This window comes from Mycobacterium sp. 20KCMC460 (assembly GCF_022179425.1).
Taxonomy (GTDB): Bacteria; Actinomycetota; Actinomycetes; order Mycobacteriales; family Mycobacteriaceae; genus Mycobacterium; species Mycobacterium kiyosense.
In genome coordinates this window covers 5,495,135-5,515,174 of the sequence record NZ_AP025524.1, presented here as the reverse complement: position 1 = coordinate 5,515,174, position 20,040 = coordinate 5,495,135, and the positions used below count along the sequence as shown (strand labels likewise).

Below are 20,040 nucleotides of genomic sequence, written 5' to 3'. Positions count from 1 at the left end.
TTCTGATCGGGTTACGCCCTCAAGACACCGTGGGGCGGCCAGACGTGACAGAACAGGCGCGGATTGTGAGCTGTTTCACTCCGCCGGAACGAAGACGAAGTTGTTGACGTAGACACCCCGCGGCGCCCAGCCGTCTTCGGCGCCGCCGATGTTGGCCGGATTCTGATGTTCGGCGGCGTCGAACTCCTCGATGGGCCGGCGCTCGCCGTCCAGGGTGAAGTGGCCCCGGTAACCCAGGCCGGTCAGCAGCCGGGTGATCTCGGCGACCGCGTCGGCGTGGTGGCGGTCCTCGGCCTCGACGACGATCGTCGGCCGGTTGCGGTCCAGCGTCTCCACGGCGCCGCGCAGCACGGCCAGTTCGTGACCCTCGACGTCGATCTTGATCAGGCCGACGCCGTCCAGGCTGAGGTCGTCTAGGCGCTGGACGGGGACTTCGATGGTGGCGACCGGTCCGCCGACCGCGGTGTCCAGCACGTTGTCCGCGTCGATGGTGCTGCGGCCCGGGTCGGACTCGACGACCCGCATGGCCACTACGCCGGGCTGGTCGGAAAGGGCCAGCGCCTCGACGCGCACCGGCGCGCCGACCGCGGCGAACATCGTCGTCAGCTCGCGGGCCTGGGCCGGGCGGGGCTCGAAGGCGATCACCGAGCGCGACGAAGACGCCATGGCGATGGCGAATTCACCGATGTCGGCGCCGATGTCCAGCGACACCCGATGGGGATCGCACAGCGATCGCACCAGCGCCACGTCCGGCCGGGACTCGCCGAGACGTTGCAGGATGCGGTATTTGCGCCGCCAGAACAGGCCCGGCGCGATCAACTTCGCCGCGGGCGCGAGCCGATGTTTGGCGGTGCGGGCGAGCGACATCGTGACGACAGTATCGGACGGGGGTCCGGGGTGAGGCGTCGGGATCGTGCAGGTCACAAAGATTTCGAAGGGTCCAGACCGGCCCGCGTGATAATCTCACCGACAGATAATTCGTCCGTGACCTGCGCCGGTCCGGGTACTTCTCAGGGAACCAGGCTAGGCAAGGGGCCGCTTCGAAGCGCATCGGTGGGTGTTCGGATGCGGCGGTTCGTCAAAACTGACGGTGGCCGGGTCAGTTGCCCAACCGGTGCAGCCACTCGACTCGTGCACAAATCGGAGGACCGGTGCCGCGCAGCTTGGACCTCGTCGTCACCTCCGTGGCTACCCAGCTCATGGAGGCGACCGCGTCCACCGCTACGCAGGTCAGCGAACGGGTCCTGGCTCAGCTCGTCGAGCAGTTCGACGTGGACGCCAGTTTTCTGCGTCACCACGATCACGACATCCGTGCCTCGGTGCTGGTCGCCGAATGGCCGCCGCGGGCCAATGTGCCGGATCCCGATCCGCAGGGCGTCGTGCATTTCACCAGCGCCGACCCGGTGCTCGCGCAGTGCGAGCACGGCAGAAAGCCGGTGGTGATCCGGCCCGACCAGAACAATCGGACGCTGCCCCGCTGGATCGGGGGCGGGAAGCAGGCCGCATCGCCGTCGGTGGCTGCCGCCCCGCTGGTCTCCGGCGAGATGACCACCGGGGTGCTGGGCTTCGTCAAGTTCGGCGCCCGCAAGTGGAAGCAGGAGGAGATCAACACCCTCGAGGCGGTGGCGGCGCTGTTCGCGCAGCTGCAGGCCCGGATCGCGGCCGAGGAGAAGCTGCGCTACCTGGCCGAACACGACGACCTGACCGGCCTGTACAACCGGCGGGCGCTGGTCGCGCACCTTTCCGACCGGCTCGCGGCCGGCAACCCCGGCCCGGTCGCCGTGCTCTACATGGACCTCGACCGGCTGAAGTCGATCAACGACTACCTCGGGCACACCGCCGGTGACTGGTTCATCCGGGTCTTCGCCCAGCGGCTGCGGGTCTGCGCGGGCTCGCAGAGCATGATCGCCCGACTGGGCGGCGACGAGTTCGTCGTCATCCCCGACCAGACGATGTCCAGCGGCGCAGCCGAATCGTTCGCCCGCCGCCTCGGCACCATGCTGCGCGAGCGGCTGGCGATCGGTGGCCATCAGATCACCCGGACCGTCAGCATCGGGCTGGCGGTGGGCATGCCGGGCCGCGACAACAGCACCGACCTGCTGCGTCGTGCCGACGAGGCGGTGCTCACCGCCAAGCGCGCCGGCGGCAACCAGGTAGCCGTGTCCACCGACGACATGTCGCTCAAGAGCGCGTTCCGCAACGACATCGAGCTGCACCTGCAGGGAGACATCGACAGCGAGGCCCTGCTGCTGCATTACCTGCCCGAGGTCGACCTGTGGACCGGGGCCATCGTTGCGGCCGAGGCGTTGGTGCGCTGGCGGCACCCGATCTGGGGATTGCTGCTGCCGGATTCGTTCATCGGGGTCGCCGAATCGACCAACCTGGCCGGTGAGCTGGGGCGCTGGGTGATGCGCAGCGCATGCGCGGAGTTCAGCCGGTGGCGGTCCCACGGTGTCGGGCAGACCGCCATCCTGCGCATCAACGTCTCGCCCGTGCAGCTGATCACCCGTGGTTTCGTCCGCACCGTCGCGGACACGATCGAGGAGTTCGGCATCGACGGCGGGTCGGTCTGCTTGGAGATCACCGAGCGCGCGGTGGTCCACGACATCGAGGCCACCCGCAAGACGCTGCACGAGCTCAAAGACGTGGGCGTGCAGATCGCCATCGACGACTTCGGTACCGGCTATGCGGTGTTGTCGCACCTGAAGTCGCTGCCGGTCGACATGCTCAAGATCGACACCGGGTTCGTCCGTGACCTCGGGACCAACGCCGGTGACCTGGCAATCGTGCGGGCGATCATCGGCCTGGCCGAGGCATTCGGCCTGCAGCTGGTTGCCGAGGGCGTCGAGACCCCGGCCGCCGCGCTCACCTTGATGCAGCACGGTTGCCATCGCGCGCAGGGGTTTTTGCTGTCACGCCCCGTCCCCGGCAACGCCATGGAGGAGTTGCTGGCCGCACGCTGGATGCCGATGCCCTTCCTCGCCGATCGCGAAGCGCTGACGCTCGGCGTGATCTAGCCAACGCAGAGAATGGTTCGAACAATCAGAAATCCCACGTTGATCGCTGTCGCCTGCGCGACGGCGCTGGCCACCGTCCTGGTCGCGGGTACTGCCCTGATGATCGGCGGGTGCAGCCGCCACCACACCGATCCCGGACCGCTGAACGCCATGGTGAGCCCGGCCATCCCGCCGGCGGCGCAGGAGATACCCAATCCGCTGCGCGGGCAGTACGAGGACCTGCTCGAGCCGCTGTTTCCGCAGCGCGATCTCGCCCAGCAGCGCTACCCGGCCTGGCCCGCGTCGCACGACGCCAGCCTTCGGGTCACCTGGCGTCAGTTGCAGCCCACCGATCCCGCCACCCTGCCGCCGGATGCGCCGGACGACCTCAGATTCGACTTCAGCGTCATCGACGATGCTTTGACCAAGCTCGCCGAGCGGCACATGCGGCTGACGCTGCGGGTGCAGGCCTACAACTCCTGCTGCAACCCCAGCTACCCGGACAACACCAACATCGAGATCCCGGACTGGGAACGCGCCAAGCCCGGCACCAGCACCAGTTACTCCGGCGGTGCGAAGGCGCCCGCGCCCGGCGTCACGCAGGTGGTGCCGAATTTCAACGACCCCACCTATCTGAACGATTTCGGGCAGCTGCTGGCCGCGCTCGGCCGCCGCTACGACAACGACGAACGGCTCAGCGTTTTCGAGTTCTCCGGCTACGGCGATTTCAGCGAGAACCACGTCGCCTATCTGCGCGACACGCTCGGCGTGCCGGGCCCGGATCCCGACAACAGCGAACGCGTGCTGGGCTACTACAGCCAGTACCGCGACCAGAACATCACCAAGGCGTCCATCACCCAGCTGGTCGCGGCCAATGTCGCCGCCTTCCCGCACACGCAGCTGGTGGTCACCCCGAACAACCCCGAGATCACCCGGCAGCTGCTCTCCGACGACGTGACCAAGAAGCTGGTTGCGCCGGTGGGTATTCGCTCGGACTGTCTGGGGGTCTACTCACCGCTGCCCGTCTGGGCCGAGTCGGGCCACTATCCGCAGACCGAGGGCGCACTGGTCGACAAGCTCAAGGAGCGGCTCGGAAAAGCACCGGTGATCACCGAGTGGTGCCAGTTGCAGAATGGGATGACGCCGCAGCAGTACTACGAGAAAGGACTGCACGACGTCATCGGCTACCACGTGTCGATGACCTCGAGTATCAACTTTCCGGATCAGGACGCGACCTCGCCGATGGATCCCAAGCTGTATGTGCTGTGGGCGCAGGCGAACGCGGTCGCCGGCTACCGCTATTCGGTCGAAGCGCGGCCGGGTTCGCAGTCGTTGCAGGACAACACGGCGTCGATCTCGGTCAACTGGACCAACTACGGCGCCGCCGCGGCCACCGAGAAGTGGGCGGCGGCGTACCGGGTGGTGGATTTCACCGGGCAGACGGTGCGGGTGATACCCGGGTCGGTGAACCTGCGGGGCCTGGTTCCGGATTCTTCGGGCAGCGGCAGCAGCGACACGCCGCCGCCGGTGTCGGCGGCCGAGACGGTGCGGGTCGAACTCAAAGGACTACCGCCGGGCCATTACACGCTGCGGGCCGCGGTGGAGTGGCAGCAGCACAAGCCGAACGGCTCGCACGCGGTGAACTATCCGCCCATGCGGTTGGCCCGCGACGGGCGCGACGATGCGGGCTTCTATCCGATCGCCACGCTGGATGTGCCCCGCAGCGTCCTCAGCACTCCTGGCCAGGTGTAGACCCGCTGCGGGCTTCGGCATACCTGGAGACTGTTCTAGGTTTGGTTGGCGTACTAAAAGTATGGCAACATGGGTATCTAGAAACCGCCGGGTTTGACCACGGCACTTGACGCCGGGATCGTCGCGACCTGCGAAATGCAAATCGTCCACGGTCCCGGCCGCCCCGCCCCGGGGGCGTCCAGAGAGGTTAGTGGATGGATTTCCGCACGTTCGTCCGGACGCTTCTGTTGCATTGGAAGCTCGTGGTGGGGGCGGTCCTGGCCTGTCTGGCCGGCGCGGCAGCGATCACCGCGTTCCAGACCAAGAGCTACGAGTCCTCGGCCACCGTCCTGCTCTCCTTCTCCGGCGAAACCGACCTGATGCAGGTGTACCAGGGCACGCAGGCCGCAGAGGAACGCCTGTCCTCCTACGCGGCGATAGCGGGTGGGCATGCCGTGGCCGAACGCGCGGTCGAGCACTTCCACCTGCCGGTCAGCGCCGACGTCCTGGCGAACGAAACCAAGGTGGCGTTCACGCCGAAGTCGACACTGTTCACCGTCACCGTCACCGACACCGACCCCAACCGCGCCGCGGCACTGGCCAAAGCGGTCGCCGACGAGTTCACCATGATGGTCGGCACGCTGGGTGCTCCCAAAGCCCCCGGCGCACCGCTGACCCCGCAGCCCACGCCGTCGCCCTCGGCTGCGCCGTCCACCGACCAGCCCCAGGCCGGTGACACCACTCCTTCGCTGTCGGCGTCGGCGTCGGTGCCGGCGCCGGTTTCGGCCACCACGGCAGCACCGACGGCGGCACCGGACGCACAGCAGGAGCCGACGCAGCAGGCCTCACCGACGCCGTCGCAGCTGCCGATGGCCCGGGCCACCGTCGTCGAACAGCCCGGGGTGCCCGACAAGCCGGTCAAGCCCGTGCCGGTGCGCAACATGGCGATGGGCTTGGTGGCCGGCTTGCTGCTGGGCACCGGGGTGGCGCTGACCCGCGAGGCCGCCGACCGCACGGTGCGCGACCGAGCGAAGCTGGAAAACCTCACCGGTCTGCCGACCTTGGCCGAGCTGCCCGGGCACCGCGGCAACGCCCCGCGATTCGGCACCGACATCTCGTTCGACGACGCGGTGCGGGGCCTGCGCGCACGGCTGCTGCGGGCGATTGGACCCGGCGCCAACCGGGTGTTGCTGACGGCGCCGTTCGGCGGTGAGGGGACCACCACCACCGCGATCAACCTGTCCCGGGCCTTCGCGGAGCTGGGCGAGGACGTGCTGCTGATCGAGGGCGACCCGCGGCGGCCGACGATCGCCGGGTTGTTGAAGGTCGAGTCGGGGGAGGGTCTGTCCAACGTGCTGTCCAACCCCGACATCGCCACCGAGGCAACCAAACCGACGTCCATTCCGAGGTTATTCGTACTTGCGGCCCGTGCGGTGCGCCGAGAGACGTTGCCCACCAGCGCCTTCCTGCCCGAGGTGCTGGACAAGGTGCTCACCGACGTGGCGAAAACGTTCGAGCGCACGGTGGTCGACGGTCCGCCGGTACTGGCGTCGGCCGACTCCGGCTTACTCGGCGGCGCGGTGGATGCCACCGTGCTGGTGGCCCGGGCCGGTCGCACCACCGAGGACGAACTCTCCGACGCGCTGACCGCGCTGCGTGCGGCCGGCGCCGACGTGGTGGGCACGGTGTTGACCGACGCCCGCATCGCCCGCCACACCAGGGCTGCCACCCGGACTTACCGCACCAAGATCAGTGGACCGGCGTGATCGTCTATCTGCGGAGTCGTCATCGCCTGGCGATGGCTGCGGCCGTGTTGGTGCTGTTCGTATTCGGGTGCTTTCTCTACGGCGCACTTTCGGTGCGTAACACCACCCAGGGCATCCTGCTGATCGGGCTGACGTTCTTTCTGATCGTGTACTGGGCCAAGCCGGAGTTGATGATCGGGCTGGCATTATTTTTGGGCTGCGCGGCGCTGCCACAAGGTTTGCATGTAGGCAAAGTGATTGGCCCCGTGTCGATTTACGCCTCGCACGTGGTACTGATCCTGGCGATCTGCTTCGTGCTGCCCGTGGTGCGGCTGCGCATGTCCGACTACCTGCTGCCCGGCATGTTCGGGCTGATGGTCATTTACTTTGCCGCCGTTGGTTTTTCGACCGGCCACAACACTGCGATCGTGGTGCGAGAGTCCACCTTCCTGTTCGAGATGATCGCCGGATTCGTCCTCGCGCTGGTGATCGTCTACGGCGACTACATTATGTTGTCGATTCACGCGATGGCCTTCACCCTGTGGTTTTCCGCGGGCATGGCCATCCTGGGCTCCTCCGGCGGCATTCGGTTGGCCGGTCGCACCGAGAGCCTGCAGGCCGACACCGGGGACGCCGCCAACCGGGTGATCACCTCCAGCCTCATCCCGGCGATCGCGGTGCTGACCGCGCTGGTGGCCGCTCAGATAGCCGGCCGGGTGCGGCCGTCGGCGTATCTCGCGCTGGGCTTGCCGGCACTGGTGATCGCGGTATTGGCCTTCTCGCGCAACACCATTCTGTCGGTGGGTGTCGCCGCCGTCGTCGCCTTCTTCGCCAGCATGGGCTGGTCGGCAGTCCGCCGGGCCGCCCGGCTGACCCTCATCGGCGCCGGCATCCTGGCGGTGACGATCCCGCTGGCGCTGTTCCTGCTGGGGGACTCCACAGCGGGGGTGTGGCTGGCCAATCAGATCACCGGCTTCAGCCATCGGGTGCTCGGCAGGTCGACCGGTACCGCGCTCACCGAGGATCCCTCGACGCTGGCCAGGTTTGCCGAGGACCGCCATCTCAACGAGGCGATTGCCGCCGCCCCGGTCTTCGGCCACGGCTTGGGTTATGCCTATCAGCTGCCCTTCGGAGGCGATGACCCAACCGAGTTCACCCAGACGCTGGGCACGACCTATGCGCACAACTTCTACCTGTGGTGGCTCGCGAAGTCCGGTACGGTCGGCATGCTGGGGTTTGCGGTGTTCGCTTTAGCACCGCTGGTGCGGGCGCTACGCAGCGCGTCGGTGCCGGCCAAGGTCAGCGCGGCCACAAGTGTTGGGCTGTTGGTGATGTGCGTCATCGATCCGCTGCCCGAAGACCCGGCCAATTCGATGACACTCGGTGTCGCATTGGGTGCCGCGATGGCCTTCGCCACCTTGCGGCAGCGCGCGCCGCGGCCGGAATACGAGGATTTCGAAGCGATTCCGGCTGAGGCTGGTGCCGAGGCGGTCCGATGACGGTACGGATACTGGTGGTCGGCCCGGCGCCCGCACAGGCGGCCAGTCGCGGCGGCATGGCCACGGTGATGACCCTGATGGCCGCGCACCCGGACCCGCGGATTTGCATCACCCCGGTGCCGACGTACATCGAGGGCTCGTTCTGGTACCGGCGTTGGGTCGGAGTGTCCGGAATGGTGCGCGCCACTTGGCTGGTGCTGCGCGGCCGCGCCGACATCCTGCACGTCCACCTGGCGCACGGCGGCAGCGTTGTGCGCAAGGCGCTGCCGCTGGCGGCGGCGCGGATGGTGAAAGTGCCCACCGTGGTGCACGCGCACAGTTATGACTTCAGCGGCTGGTTCGACCGGCTGCCCGCGCTGGTGCAACGCCTGGTGCGACGGGCGCTGGTCGCAGATCGGTGGCTGGTGCTGGGTACGCGTCACGTCGAGGAGTACGCCGTTCGGCTGGGGGTGTCCACGGATCGGATTTGGGTGCTCAACAATGCGGTGGCGATGCCGTCACACTCGGTAGCCCAGTCGGATGTCGAACGCGTGCATGCGGTTTCACTTGGTAGGTTAGGCGTGCGCAAAGGCAGTTACGACTTGATCGACGCGGTCGGCAGGCTTGATTCTTCGTTACGCGGTCGGTTGCAGCTGACGTTGGCCGGCGACGGCGAGGTCGACGAAGTGCGCGCGGCGGTGCGGGCGGCGGGATTGTCCGAAACAATTCACGTGGCGGGATGGCTTGATCCGGCGGCCAGAGACTCATTGCTATGCAGCGCACATGTTTTCGTGCTGCCCAGCTACGACGAAGGCCTGCCGATGGCACTGCTGGAGGCGATGGCCTATGGGCTGGCCCCGGTGACGACACTGGTCGGCAGCATCGGCGAAGCGATCACCGACCGGGTGAACGGGCTGCTGATAGAGCCCGGCGACCCCGCCCAAATCGCCGCTGCGCTAACGGAATTACTCAAAGACGACACCTTGCGGGCGGAACTGGCCCAGGCGGCCCGCGCCCGAGCCGCCGACTTCGGGCTGCAGCGATGGTATGAGCGGTTGGATCAGGTGTGGACGGACGTCCAGTGCGTGCCGACCGCCGAGGGCGGCAACTTGTCAGCGAAAGAACGCCTGTCGCACAGCGATGTTGCGAACTGGGCCGCGAAATATGTAACGGTGCGCAACGTCGGCCGGGTGTTCGGCCGCACCGCAATGGCCACGGCCACGGAGGCGTTGTGGCGTCGCCGGCTGCGCCAGGACCCAGCCATGTCGGTGGCTGACCACTTCGCCACCCGTGGGTCAACGGTGCTTGATGTGGGCGCGAGTTGGGGTCTGTTCAGCTATCACCTGGCCCGCCGGGTCGGAAAAAGCGGGCAGCTGTTCAGCTTTGAGCCGCATCCCGACAATGCGCCGATGCTGCGTAAGCTCGACGAGGCCTTGCCTCATGTGCATTTCAGTCAGGCCGCGGTGTCCGATACGGTCGGTACCGCGCAACTGTTGGTGCCCGCGCAGCACAACCGGCAGGTGACCGCGCAGGGCAGTCTGTCCCACGGATTCGACGGGCAGGGCGTAGAGGTGTGCACGATCGACGTGCCGTTGCTGCGACTGGACGAAGTGTTGGCGCCGGACTTACAGGTCGACTTCGTCAAGATCGATGTCGAGGGGCACGAGATGTCGGTGCTGCGCGGTGGATCGGAGATGTTCCAGCGTTGCCGCCCAACGATTTTGATCGAAATCGAGCAGCGGCATCTGTCGTTCCCGATCGCCGAGGTCTTCGGGCTGATCGAAGAATTCGGGTATCACCTGTTCTACGTCGCGGAGTCCGGGTTGCGGCCGATCGCCGAATTCGACGTGCAGCGGGACCAGATGGACATGGTGAATTCCGGTGAGTTCCATCCCTTCGCGATGCCCAAGGGATATGTGCACGACTTCTGCGCGGTGCGCTCACCGGAAATGGTGGCCGGGTTCCGTTAGTGACTCGGAGGTCGTGTCCCGATGTTGTCCCGATGTCCAGGGGCGATATCGCCGGTGATATCACCTTGGGTGGATTGAAATCTGCTGTGCCGCTTGTTCTTCTACGCGGTCCGTGGGGGGTCGCCGGCGTGGGTTGTCCACAGTTGGGCTTTGGTCTACAGGCTGGCTTTCGGGTGGGTGACGGCCGGGCTGGTGTCGCCGGGCGGGGATAGTATTCGAACATGCTTGCGAACACGCGTGCGGAGATAGTCGAGGTCCTCGACGCGTGTGATGCGGCCGTCGAGCGGTTGTGCGAGTTGAGCTTTGATGTGCTCACCACTCCGGAGCGGATGGCGATCCTGGAGCGGCTCGAGACGGTGGCGCGGCGGTTGCCGGTGCCGCAGCATCAGCTGCTCAACCAGTTGGGCACCGCCACCAAAGAGGAGCTGGGCGACACCCTGCGCAATACGCTGGCCGACCGGCTGCGCATCACCCGCGCCCAGGCCAGCCGGCGCATCGCCGACGCCGCCGACCTCGGTCCCCGGATGTCGCTGACGGGGGAGCCGCTGCCCCCGAAGCTGGAAGCCACCGCCGCCGCCCAACGCCGCGGCCGCATCGGCAGTGAGCACGTGGCGGAAATCCGCGACTTCTTCACACACCTGCCCGCCGACATCGACGCCGGCACCCGCGAACACGCCGAAGCCGACCTGGCCGACCAAGCCACCGCCACCCGGCCCGACGAGGTCGCCGACTACGCCACCGCACTACTGACCTACCTGCACCCCGACGGGGAATTCTCCGACGACGAACGCGCGAAAAAGCGCGGCCTGAGTCTGGGCAAACAAGACCCCGACGGCATGTCCAAACTCACCGGCTGGATCACCCCCGCGCTGCGCGCCGCCCTGCAAGCCGCCTGGGCCAACTGGCCGCCCCGGCATCGCCAACCCCGACGACCACCTGCCCCACATCGACGAGGGCGAGCCCGATGCCGAGGCGGTCCGCCGCGACACCCGCACCACGGCTCAGCGTCAGCACGATGGGCTGCAGGCCGGGCTGCTGGCGCTGCTGGCCTCCGGCAAACTCGGCCACCATAACGGGTTGCCGGTCACCCTGATCGTCACCACCACCCTGACCGAATTGGAAGCCGGCACCGGCAAAGCCCGCACCGCCGGCGGCAGTTTAGTGCCGATGTCCGATGTGATCCGCTGGTCGGGCGCCGCGCACCCCTACCTCGCCCTGTTCGACGGCGCCACACCGCTGGCCCTCTACCACACCAAGCGGCTGGCCAACCGCGCCCAACGCCTGATGCTGTATGCGCGGGATCGCGGCTGCACCCGCCCCGGCTGCACCACCCCGGCCTACCACTGCCAGGTCCATCACCTCACCGCCTGGCAAACCTGCCACAGCACCCACATCACCAACCTCGCCCTAGCCTGCGGCATCCACAACCGCCTCGCCGACAAAGGCTGGACCACCCACACCACCAGCCGCGGCCACACCCAATGGCTACCCCCCACCCACCTCGACCACGGCCAACCCCGCATCAACACCTTCCACCACCCCGAACGCCGCTACCCACCAAACGAAGACGACGACGTGCCGTAGCCGGCTGCCACACTTGGCGCGCATTGCGCGCTCTCTAGAGAGCGGCGGTGGCCCACCACGGTCGGCGAGCCTGGTCGATCACCTCGAGCAATCGCTCGGCGGCGTGGTCGACGGCATAGTTCTGCGCGTAGTGGCGGGCCGCGGCATGGCCGTGCCGAGCGGCGGTGGCAGGGTCGGCGAGCGTATCGAAAGTGGCTGCCAGAGCAGCTATGTCGTCGACGTCGACCGGTGGGCAGTCGGCAGGCTGGTATTCCGGCAGCGCGCCGAGATCGGAGACGATAGGCATCACCCCCAATTGCATGGAGAGCACCTGCACCCCGCTCTGCGAGGCGCGCCGGTAGTGGGCCAGCGAGCCCTTGGCCGCGGACAGCGTGGGCAGCACATCGGCATAGCGGTAGCTGCCCGAGCGCCACTCGGTGTGGCGCGGCAACCGTCGCGCATCGATCGACCCGTCGCCGATCAAGACCAGATTGTCTCCCCGCCAGCCACTTCCGTCCACATGTCGCTGCCACGCCGACAGCACCACGTCGATGTTCTTGTACGGGTTGAGCCGGCCGATCATCACGAAGTCGCGACGCCGCTCGGCGCCCACCGGCTCGGGGACCAGCCGCGGGTCCAGGTCACTGGTCAGCGGCACCACCCGCACCGGCATGCCCGCCACGTCGCGGCGGTCGGCCACCCCGGCCGCCACATACCGGCTGTAGGCAACCGTCGCCGTCGACCGCGCACCCCACCGGTCGAAGACAGCCGCCTCGTAGACGGGCCGCCGTTCGGAGTCGTCATGCGGGCAGTCGTCGTGCACCAACTGCACCCGCGGCACGCCACCGGCCAGCGCGATCCAGCGAGGATCGCGCACCAGCTCGGTGAGCACCACGTCGGGCTGAAAGTCGCGGATGCGGCGCCAGGCGGCGAAGCTGGCCGGCCACGTCGCGGCGGAGCGGAACCGCGGGTCGAGCACCAGCTCGTAGGCGCGGGCGGCATCGGACTCCGGATGCTGATCGGAGGTGACCAGCAGCACGTCAGCACCGCGGCGCCGCAACGCCTCGGCCTGAACGCGGGCCAACGGCCGCATCCACGGTGAAAGCCAAAGCACCCGAGGTGGATTCACGACGACGTCGGACTCTGCAGCGGCCCGTTGTCCACCCACCAGCGTCCGGCGAACTGCGGGTACTGCCGCTGCAGCTCACCGTAGAGATCGGGGAGCGTCAACAGCACCCGGTCGGGATCGGCGGCGATGAGTTGCTCGGGGGAGATGATGGCGATGTCGGTGCCGGGCAGCCGGCGGCCCTGCTTGGCCGGAGACCCGTCGGCGACACCCTGCACCAGCCGCCGGTCCACCTTCGCGATGCTGAACAGCGCCGGCACCCGCGAACCGGCCGCATACCCATACACCCTGTGGCCCTGATCTGCTTGTGCGACAAGCCATTCACGTAGTTGCACAGCATGCGCGTCGACCGCCTGCTGCATGCGTCGCAGCACCTCGGGTCGCGTCACACCGAACTCGCGCTCGCGCGCCAAGATGTCCTCGACATGCCGGTCCGGTTCGAGGTGGCCGTGCACGGCGGCCACCAGGAACGTTCCTCCGTAGAGGTCGAACTCCCAGGCGGTCGCGATGCTCATCCCCGCCGCACGGAGCAGATTGCCGATGGCGGTCAGCGAGTAGTAGCCGAAGTGGCCGTGCCGCAACGAGTTCCACTGGCCTTGCTCGATCATCGCCATCAACGACGGGAACTGCACCAGCAGCACCCCGTCGGGAGCGGTCACCTTGGCCCGCAGCTCGAAACCGGCCCGCTGGTCGGCCTCGTGCATGACGCCGAACGAGTCCAGCACCAGATCGGCGACTTCGGCTTCGGCCAGGCCACGCTCGGCGAGCAGCGACAACCAGGTGCCGCCGTGCGGGCTGCCGAATTCGCGGACGGTGCGACCGCGCAACCAGCCCCGATCGGCGACCCGTTGCACGGCATCGGCGGCCTGGTCGCGCAAGGCCTGCGGCTCGACACCTCGGGGCTCTTCGGTGACGGTGTCGTCGTCGGCCAGCTGAGCCAGTCCGCAGCGACCGCACAGGTCCATCGCCAGCGCGTGCGCCGTCTCCTGGGGGTCGACCGGCTGGTCGGCCGGTGGAAAGTGGTCGGCCGCAGGCACATTCCCCAGATCGAGGACCCGGGTCAGGTCAGCGTCGCCGCATGCTCGACAGCTTCTCACGCGAGTGCGGCACTGCGCGGTTTCACATTGCTGGCCCAGTGCAGGCTCGGGAGCGGGTAGACGATCTGGCCGCCCCACTCGGTGACGTAGCTGAGTTGTTCGGTGATCTCGGTCTCCAGGTTCCACGGCAGCACCAACACCACGTCCGGGCGGTCCTGGGCGATCAGGTCCGGGGCGTGGATCGGGATCCGGGTGCCCGGCGTGAAATGGCCGTGCTTGTACGGATTGCGGTCGACGGTGTACTCCAGCAGATCGGTGCGGATCCCGCAGTAGTTCAACAACGTGTTGCCCTTGCCGGGGGCGCCGTAGCCGACCACCCGTTTGCCCTCCGCCTTGCATTCCAGCAGGAAGCGCAACAGGTCGTGGCGGATCTGCTCGGTATGCTGCCGCAGTTGCCGATAGCCCTCGGGACGGTGCAGCCCGGCAGCCTCTTCGATCCGTAAAATCTTGGCGACCCGGTCGGTGGGCGGCCCGGCGACTTCGATCGGGCGGGCCCACACCCGGATCGACCCGCCGTGGGTGGGCAGCATCTCGACGTCGACGACGGCCAGGCCGGCGCTGGCGAGTGCATTCTGTGCCGAGAACACCGTGTAGTACTGAAAGTGCTCGTGATAGATGGTGTCGAACTGGCCCAGGCACACCAGGTTCAGCGCGTGGTGCACTTCTATGCTGAGCCAACCGTCGTCGGCGAGCAGCCCACGCAGTGATTGGGTGAACCCGCGCAGGTCGGGGATGTGGGCGTAGACGTTGTTGGCCACCACCAGATTCGCCGGGCCGTGTTCGGCACGCACTCGTCGGGCCAGATCCTGGTCCAGGAACTCCGACACCGTGGGTACCCCGCGCTCGACGGCAGCCGCGCCGACGTTCAACGACGGCTCGATGCCCAGGCACGGGATGCCTCTGGCGACCGCGTGCTGCAGCAGATAGCCGTCATTGCTGGCGGCCTCCACCACGAAGGAGTCGGGCCCCAGTCCGAGCCGCTCGACGGCTTGCGCGACGAAGGTCCCGGCGTGCTGCACCCAGCTGTCGGAATACGACGAGTAGTAGGCGTATTCGGTGAAGGTCTCTTCCGGGGTGATCAGTGCCGGGATCTGCAACAGCAGGCAGTCCTCGCACAGCCGCAGGTGCAGCGGGTAGGTGGGCTCCGGCAGGTCGAGTTCGGCTGCGGAAAGAATCTTTTCGCACGGCGGGGTCGCACCTAGGTCCAGGACGCTGAGCATCCGGTCCGAGTCGCACAGGCGGCACTTCATGTCAGGCCTCGATTCTCTGAGTCCGTTGTTCTGGTTGGGAGTTCAGGGCGTTCACATCACCGCGCCGATCGCGTCGAGGTAGGCATCGGTCATCGCCGCCACGGTGTAGTGGGTGCGCAGCCGCTCTAAACCACGCCGGCCCACTTCCGGCAGTCGGTCCGGGTCGGCCAGTATCTCGGCCAGTTGGTCGCGCCACGCCGACACCGAAACCGGTTCGACGACAAAGCCGGCCTTGCCGAAGTCCAGCATCTCCGGGACCGCGCAGATGCCCGACGCGGCCACCGGCACGCCGCGGGACATGGCTTCCAGGATCACCAGCGGGAATGCTTCGGAACGGCTTGGGACACAAAGCAGGTCGGCATCGGCCAGCGCCGGGCCCGGCCCGGGCGACCAGCCGCGCCACTGCACGCGGTTCCGAAGCGCCTCGGGTGTGCCGGCTTCCAATCGTTCGCGGTCGGGTCCGTCTCCGAAAATCGAGAGTCGCCAGGGCATTTCCGCCAACTCGTCGAGCGCCTCGATCAGCAGTTGGGGGTTCTTGTGTTCGACGATGCGGGACAGCATCACCAGGTGTGGCGGTGCGCCCGCCGGCCCGGTCCGGCGCGGCGGCCCGGCGGCAACGGCGGGTTCAACCCCGTTGGGGGCGACGAACGGACGGCCCTTGATCCTATGGTGGGGGGTCAGCATGTCCCAATGCCGTTGCGCCAGAACGATGAATCCGTCTGAGCGGCATATCGCGGCGGTGAGCGGCCGCGAGTAGATCGGCCCTTCGGTCTCCGGTGGAACGTGCGGGGCCACCAACCAGCGCCGGTCCCGGGACCTCGCGCGCCACAGTGTCGCAAAACCCGTCTCGGTGTTGGTGTCGCCACTGATCAACACCGACGGGCCGGCAGGCAGGTCGACCATCGGCGCCCACCAGGGTTGGCGCACCACCCGCACACTGTGTGGGATCTCCTTGATCAACGGCCCGAACCGTTGCATGCAGACGATGGTGACCGGGTATCCGCGGCGGTCCAGTTCTGCCGCCAGCAAAGCTTTTTGGCGTTCGGCGCCGCCGTACACCAGCCGGTTGGTGGTGATGACGATGACGGGCTTGCCGGTGCGGTTGGCGGTGGTCGCCCTCAGCACGGCCCTGCGGACTTCACGTTTGGAGCGCTGCACCCGGTCCAGCACCGAGGTGGCGGCCAGGTAGGCATCGGCGTGATGCACGCTGTCCTGGCGCTCGAGCAGCAGGGCGATGTTGGCGCGCAACAGGTCACGGTTGCGGAACCGTTCGACGGTGGAGACCTGCGCACCGTGTGCGGAGACGGCCTCGCTGGCGGCCGGGTTGCCGTGGTCGACGTCGAGTTCGTCGGCCAGCAGGATGCGCCAGCCCGCCGCGGCGGCTCGCTCCTGCCAGTCGGTTTCCTCGCCGTAGAGAAAGAATTCCTCGTCGAACCCGCCGATCTGGTTCCAGGCCACGCGGTTGATGGCCAGGCAGATGCCGGCCAGATAGCCTTCGATGCTGTGGGATTCGCCGGGCTGCTCCGGGTACAGGTGCGAGATCGGGGTACCGCGGAATCGGTCCGAGTAACCCGCGGCTGCCACCAGCGCCCTGGTCAGCGTGCGGCGGCGGGTCGCGATGTCCCACCGCTGCGGTCCGGGAGCGCCGGCATCCTGGATCAGCGGTGAGACGGCCGCGACACCGGGCTGGCGAAGCAGCGCACGGGTGCGGGTGAGCGGCCCGGTCAGCCGGGTGTCGGCGTTGAGCAGCAGCAGATCGGTGTCGGGCGGCGTGTGCTCCACCAATGCGTTGAAGGCGCCGCCGAAGCCGAGATTCACCGGGCCCAACACCCAGTGCACGTTCGGGTGCCGGGCGGCCAGCTCCCGGCGACCCGGATAGCCCTCGCCGCTGTTCTCGTAGACGTAGACCGGTAATTCCGGGGCGTGCTCGGCCAGCCCGGCCAGGCACTGCTCCACCAGGTCGTGGCTTTTGTAGGTGACGATCAGCGCCGACAACGGCCGGTCCGACGGCAGCTCGGTCGGCCCGGAACCCGGCGACGGCCGTTTGAGATACGCGCGATCGAGTTCGATTGTCATGTGGTCACCTCTTTGCGGAATAGTGCGGTCAGCGCCGACCAGTTGACCGGCCCGGCGGTCATGTTGACGCCCAGATATGCGACTGCGGCCGCGACGAGGACGAACACCACGTGCTGAGCCGAAAGCAGCAGCACCACAACCACACTGGCCGCCGTCGGGATCAGCAACCGGGCCAGGAACGCCACCGGCGTGCGGTAACCGCAGTGCCGACCCAGCCGCCAGGTGGCCAGCCCCAACCCGAAGAGCTCGGTACACACCAGCGAGATGCCGGCCCCCACCGCCCCGAATCGGCCGTCCAGAGCGAGATTCAGCGCCACGTTGACGACAAGTGTTGCAATGAAAAGCCCGAAGAAGAACCGTTGTTCGTGGCAGGCGAACAGGCCCTGCCCCAGGGTTCCGGTGACGAACCGCAACGCGGCGGCGACCAGCAGCAGCGCCAGCGTGGGCGCGCCCCGGTCGACGAAATCATGGTCGCCGAACAGCTCGATCAGCGGCCCGGCCAGCAACGCGCCCACCACGGCCACCGGAAAGGCGAGGAAGCTCATCAGCTCCACGCTGCGGCGCAGGAACGCGACGTAGGCACCCACGTCACGGGCGTAGAGCCCGGTGGCGGTCGACAGCGTCGACTTCTGGAAGAAGACCGACAGCGCCTCGGTGTTGAACGCGACGATATAGGCCAGCCCGTAAACGCCTACCTCGGCGTGGGTGTTGAGCAGCGACAGGATCACCCCGTCGGCACGCCAGTACAGGATCCCGATCACCGCAACGCCCATCAGCGGCAGGCTTTCCCGGAGCAGGTCGACGGATTCGGCCGCCGAGAACACCGGGCGCAGCGAGATGTGCCGGGCCGCCGCCGCGCCCTGGATCGCCAGGGCCAGAGCCGGCGGGATGAGCTGGGCGACCGCGAACCACACCACGTCGGCGTGCGTGGTCACCAGCCAGGCCACCATCGCCAGCGTGCCCAGCCGGCCGGCCACGTCGGAGATGGCGACCGCGGAAAACCGTACTGTGGAAAGGAATACCGGTTCGAATCGGGTCCGCATCGTCAGCATCAGCAGCTGACCGGACAACACCACCAGCATCACCCGTACGTCAGCGTCGCGGTAGATCAGCCACCCGGTGACGGCCGCGATCACGGCCAGCGGAATGCAGTACACCAGGGAGAGGCCGCTGTTGACGCGTACCAGTCGCTCCAGCTCGCCGCGGCCGGACGTGACGCGCCGCACGATCACGGTGGTGATGCCGAGATCGGTCATGGCGGTCCACATTCCGATGAAGGCGACCGCGACCATCAGCTGCCCGTAGCGGCCCGGGCCCAGGTAGCGCGCGGTGATCGACACCGAGACCACCGAGGCGACCATCCCCAGTGCCCGGCAGATCAGCTGGATCGAGAAAGCGTGGGCGATCCGTGCCTGTGGCACGTCGGGCGTGCCCGGCGGCGCAGGCTCCGCAAGAGGAGCCCCCGGACTCGTCGGCTCGAACACGGTGCCGCCCTTCATCAGTAGGCTCCGTCGCTGGCCAGGACGGCGCGCAGGGTCCGGGCGATGATGACGAGATCGCCGGCCATCGACCAGTTGTCGACGTAGGACAGGTCGAGTCGGACCGAGTCCTCCCAGGACAGATCCGAGCGTCCACTGACCTGCCACAGTCCGGTGACCCCGGGCTTCACCAGCAGCCGGCGCTTGACCTGGCCGTCGTAGTTCTCCACTTCGCGCCGCAGCGGCGGGCGCGGGCCGACGACGCTCATGTCCTGCTTGAGCACGTTGATGAATTGTGGCAGTTCATCGATGCTGTAGCGGCGCAACGTCTTTCCGACGGGGGTGACGCGTGGGTCCTGGTGGATCTTGAACAGCATGCCGCCGGCTCCCTGGTTCAACGGCAGCAGGTGTTCGACCTGTTTGTCCGCGCCGTCGACCATGGTGCGGAACTTCAGCATGGTGAAGGGTTGACCGTCCAGTCCGATGCGTTCGGCGCGGTAGAAGACCGGACCCTTGCTGGTCGACTTGATGGCCAGGGCGGCCAGCACCAGGATGGGAGCGGTTGCCAGCAGCGCTGCCAGGGCGAAGCAGAAGTCGAACGCCCGCTTCTGCAGGCGTTGCGTCCCTTCGTATTGCGGCTTGTCGACGTGCAGCAGCGGGAACCCGGCGATGGGCTGCATCGTCAGCCGCGCCCCCGCGACGTCCATCACACCCGGGGAAACCACCATGTCGACGTCCATCGTCTCGAGCTGCCACATCAGGTCGCGGATGCCGTGCACACCGAAATGTTCGGTACGGGTCACGGCGACGGTGTCGGCTCCGCAGGCGCCGACGGCGGCGACGGCGCCGGTCTCGTCGCCCAGGATCGGGATCTCCTGGCCGCCCACCTTGATGGTCTCGCCGCGATGCGGGCCGTAGCCCGGGATGCACACGCCGACAACGACATAGCCATCTTTGGGATTGCGGACCAATTCGTGCGCCAAGTGCGTGACGCCGGACCGGTCGCCGATTGCCAGCACCATCGTCTGGTAGTGGCCCTGCGCCCGCTTGCGCCACACGTATTTGCGCCACAGGTTGCGGCTGAGCAGCAGGCCGAGCGTGCCGACCGGCAGCGCGACGGCCAGATACCCACGGGCCAGGTCGATCTTGGCGAGCAGCGTGACCATCGCGATGATGCCGAACACCGAGAACGACGCGCTGGCGATGCGACGGTATTCGTCGATGCCGGCGCCGATGACGCGGGCCGAACGGGCCTGGAACACCGAGATGGACGTGAGCCACAGCAGCGCGAACAAGCAGGAGAACATTGTCATCACCGGGCCCGGATAGCCCGACATGTTGGGTGTGTCGCCGAACCGGACCAACTGCGCGAGGGCAATTGCCGCGCAGACGATCAGCGAGTCGGTGAACCGCAGCCGCGCCGAATACTGCTGCTGCCAGCGCGGCACGCCTCCCACCTTGTCCTTGGTGGTGGGCAGTGTGACGACGGTGGGCAGGCTGGCCTGTGTCCGCAGGGTGGCAGTCATGCCG

At 67.6% G+C, this 20,040-nt stretch carries 12 protein-coding genes and 1 pseudogene; 6 read left to right on the top strand and 7 right to left on the bottom strand.

The features are described from left to right. Positions 1-75: 75 nt before the first annotated feature. Entirely contained in the window at positions 76-867 is a 792-nt protein-coding gene (locus MKCMC460_RS25310; RefSeq protein ID WP_236977792.1) for an FkbM family methyltransferase, read from the bottom strand. 284 nt (positions 868-1,151) lie between these two features. Here MKCMC460_RS25310 and MKCMC460_RS25305 point away from each other — a divergent pair, with 284 nt between their 5' ends. The 6 genes and pseudogenes from MKCMC460_RS25305 (at position 1,152) to MKCMC460_RS25280 (ending at position 11,504) form a co-directional block, all read left to right on the top strand. Further along, positions 1,152-3,017, top strand: a complete 1,866-nt coding sequence (locus MKCMC460_RS25305; protein WP_238305006.1) for a bifunctional diguanylate cyclase/phosphodiesterase — start codon at positions 1,152-1,154, stop codon at positions 3,015-3,017. Between the two features lie 12 nt (positions 3,018-3,029). Continuing rightward, complete coding sequence (locus MKCMC460_RS25300; protein WP_370653018.1) at positions 3,030-4,748, top strand: hypothetical protein; 1,719 nt, start codon at positions 3,030-3,032, stop codon at positions 4,746-4,748. Positions 4,749-4,942: 194 nt separating this feature from the next. Beyond that, positions 4,943-6,493 (top strand): polysaccharide biosynthesis tyrosine autokinase, encoded by a 1,551-nt coding sequence (locus tag MKCMC460_RS25295; protein ID WP_236977790.1) that lies wholly within the window; start codon positions 4,943-4,945, stop codon positions 6,491-6,493. After that, positions 6,490-7,971 (top strand): O-antigen ligase family protein, encoded by a 1,482-nt coding sequence (locus MKCMC460_RS25290; RefSeq protein ID WP_370653016.1) that lies wholly within the window; start codon positions 6,490-6,492, stop codon positions 7,969-7,971. Before MKCMC460_RS25295 ends, MKCMC460_RS25290 begins: the two co-directional genes overlap by 4 nt. After that, positions 7,968-9,920, top strand: coding sequence for an FkbM family methyltransferase (locus MKCMC460_RS25285; RefSeq protein WP_236977786.1), 1,953 nt, complete (start codon positions 7,968-7,970; stop codon positions 9,918-9,920). The genes MKCMC460_RS25290 and MKCMC460_RS25285 overlap by 4 nt, the downstream gene beginning before the upstream one ends. Positions 9,921-10,141: 221 nt before the next feature. Continuing rightward, positions 10,142-11,504, top strand: a pseudogene (locus tag MKCMC460_RS25280) (HNH endonuclease signature motif containing protein). 34 nt (positions 11,505-11,538) lie between these two features. Here the strand turns inward: MKCMC460_RS25280 and MKCMC460_RS25275 are convergent. Genes MKCMC460_RS25275 through MKCMC460_RS25250 form a run of 6 tightly spaced genes read right to left on the bottom strand, consistent with a single transcriptional unit; the run spans position 11,539 to position 20,036 of the window. Beyond that, positions 11,539-12,597: a glycosyltransferase gene (locus MKCMC460_RS25275; RefSeq protein WP_236984411.1), complete on the bottom strand. Its 1,059-nt coding sequence runs from the start codon at positions 12,595-12,597 to the stop codon at positions 11,539-11,541. A gap of 11 nt (positions 12,598-12,608) precedes the next feature. Then, entirely contained in the window at positions 12,609-13,706 is a 1,098-nt protein-coding gene (locus tag MKCMC460_RS25270; RefSeq protein ID WP_236977785.1) for a methyltransferase domain-containing protein, read from the bottom strand. Beyond that, entirely contained in the window at positions 13,703-14,956 is a 1,254-nt protein-coding gene (locus tag MKCMC460_RS25265; protein WP_236977784.1) for a class I SAM-dependent methyltransferase, read from the bottom strand. Before MKCMC460_RS25265 ends, MKCMC460_RS25270 begins: the two co-directional genes overlap by 4 nt. 51 nt (positions 14,957-15,007) lie before the next feature. Continuing rightward, complete coding sequence (locus MKCMC460_RS25260; protein ID WP_238305005.1) at positions 15,008-17,032, bottom strand: glycosyltransferase; 2,025 nt, start codon at positions 17,030-17,032, stop codon at positions 15,008-15,010. Next, positions 17,029-18,531 carry an oligosaccharide flippase family protein gene (locus tag MKCMC460_RS25255; protein ID WP_238305004.1) on the bottom strand — a complete coding sequence of 501 codons (1,503 nt, stop codon included), beginning with the start codon at positions 18,529-18,531 and terminating at the stop codon, positions 17,029-17,031. The genes MKCMC460_RS25260 and MKCMC460_RS25255 overlap by 4 nt, the downstream gene beginning before the upstream one ends. After that, a complete protein-coding gene (locus MKCMC460_RS25250) occupies positions 18,531-20,036 on the bottom strand; it encodes a sugar transferase (RefSeq protein ID WP_264915956.1) in 1,506 nt (501 codons plus the stop codon). Before MKCMC460_RS25250 ends, MKCMC460_RS25255 begins: the two co-directional genes overlap by 1 nt. Positions 20,037-20,040: the final 4 nt, after the last annotated feature.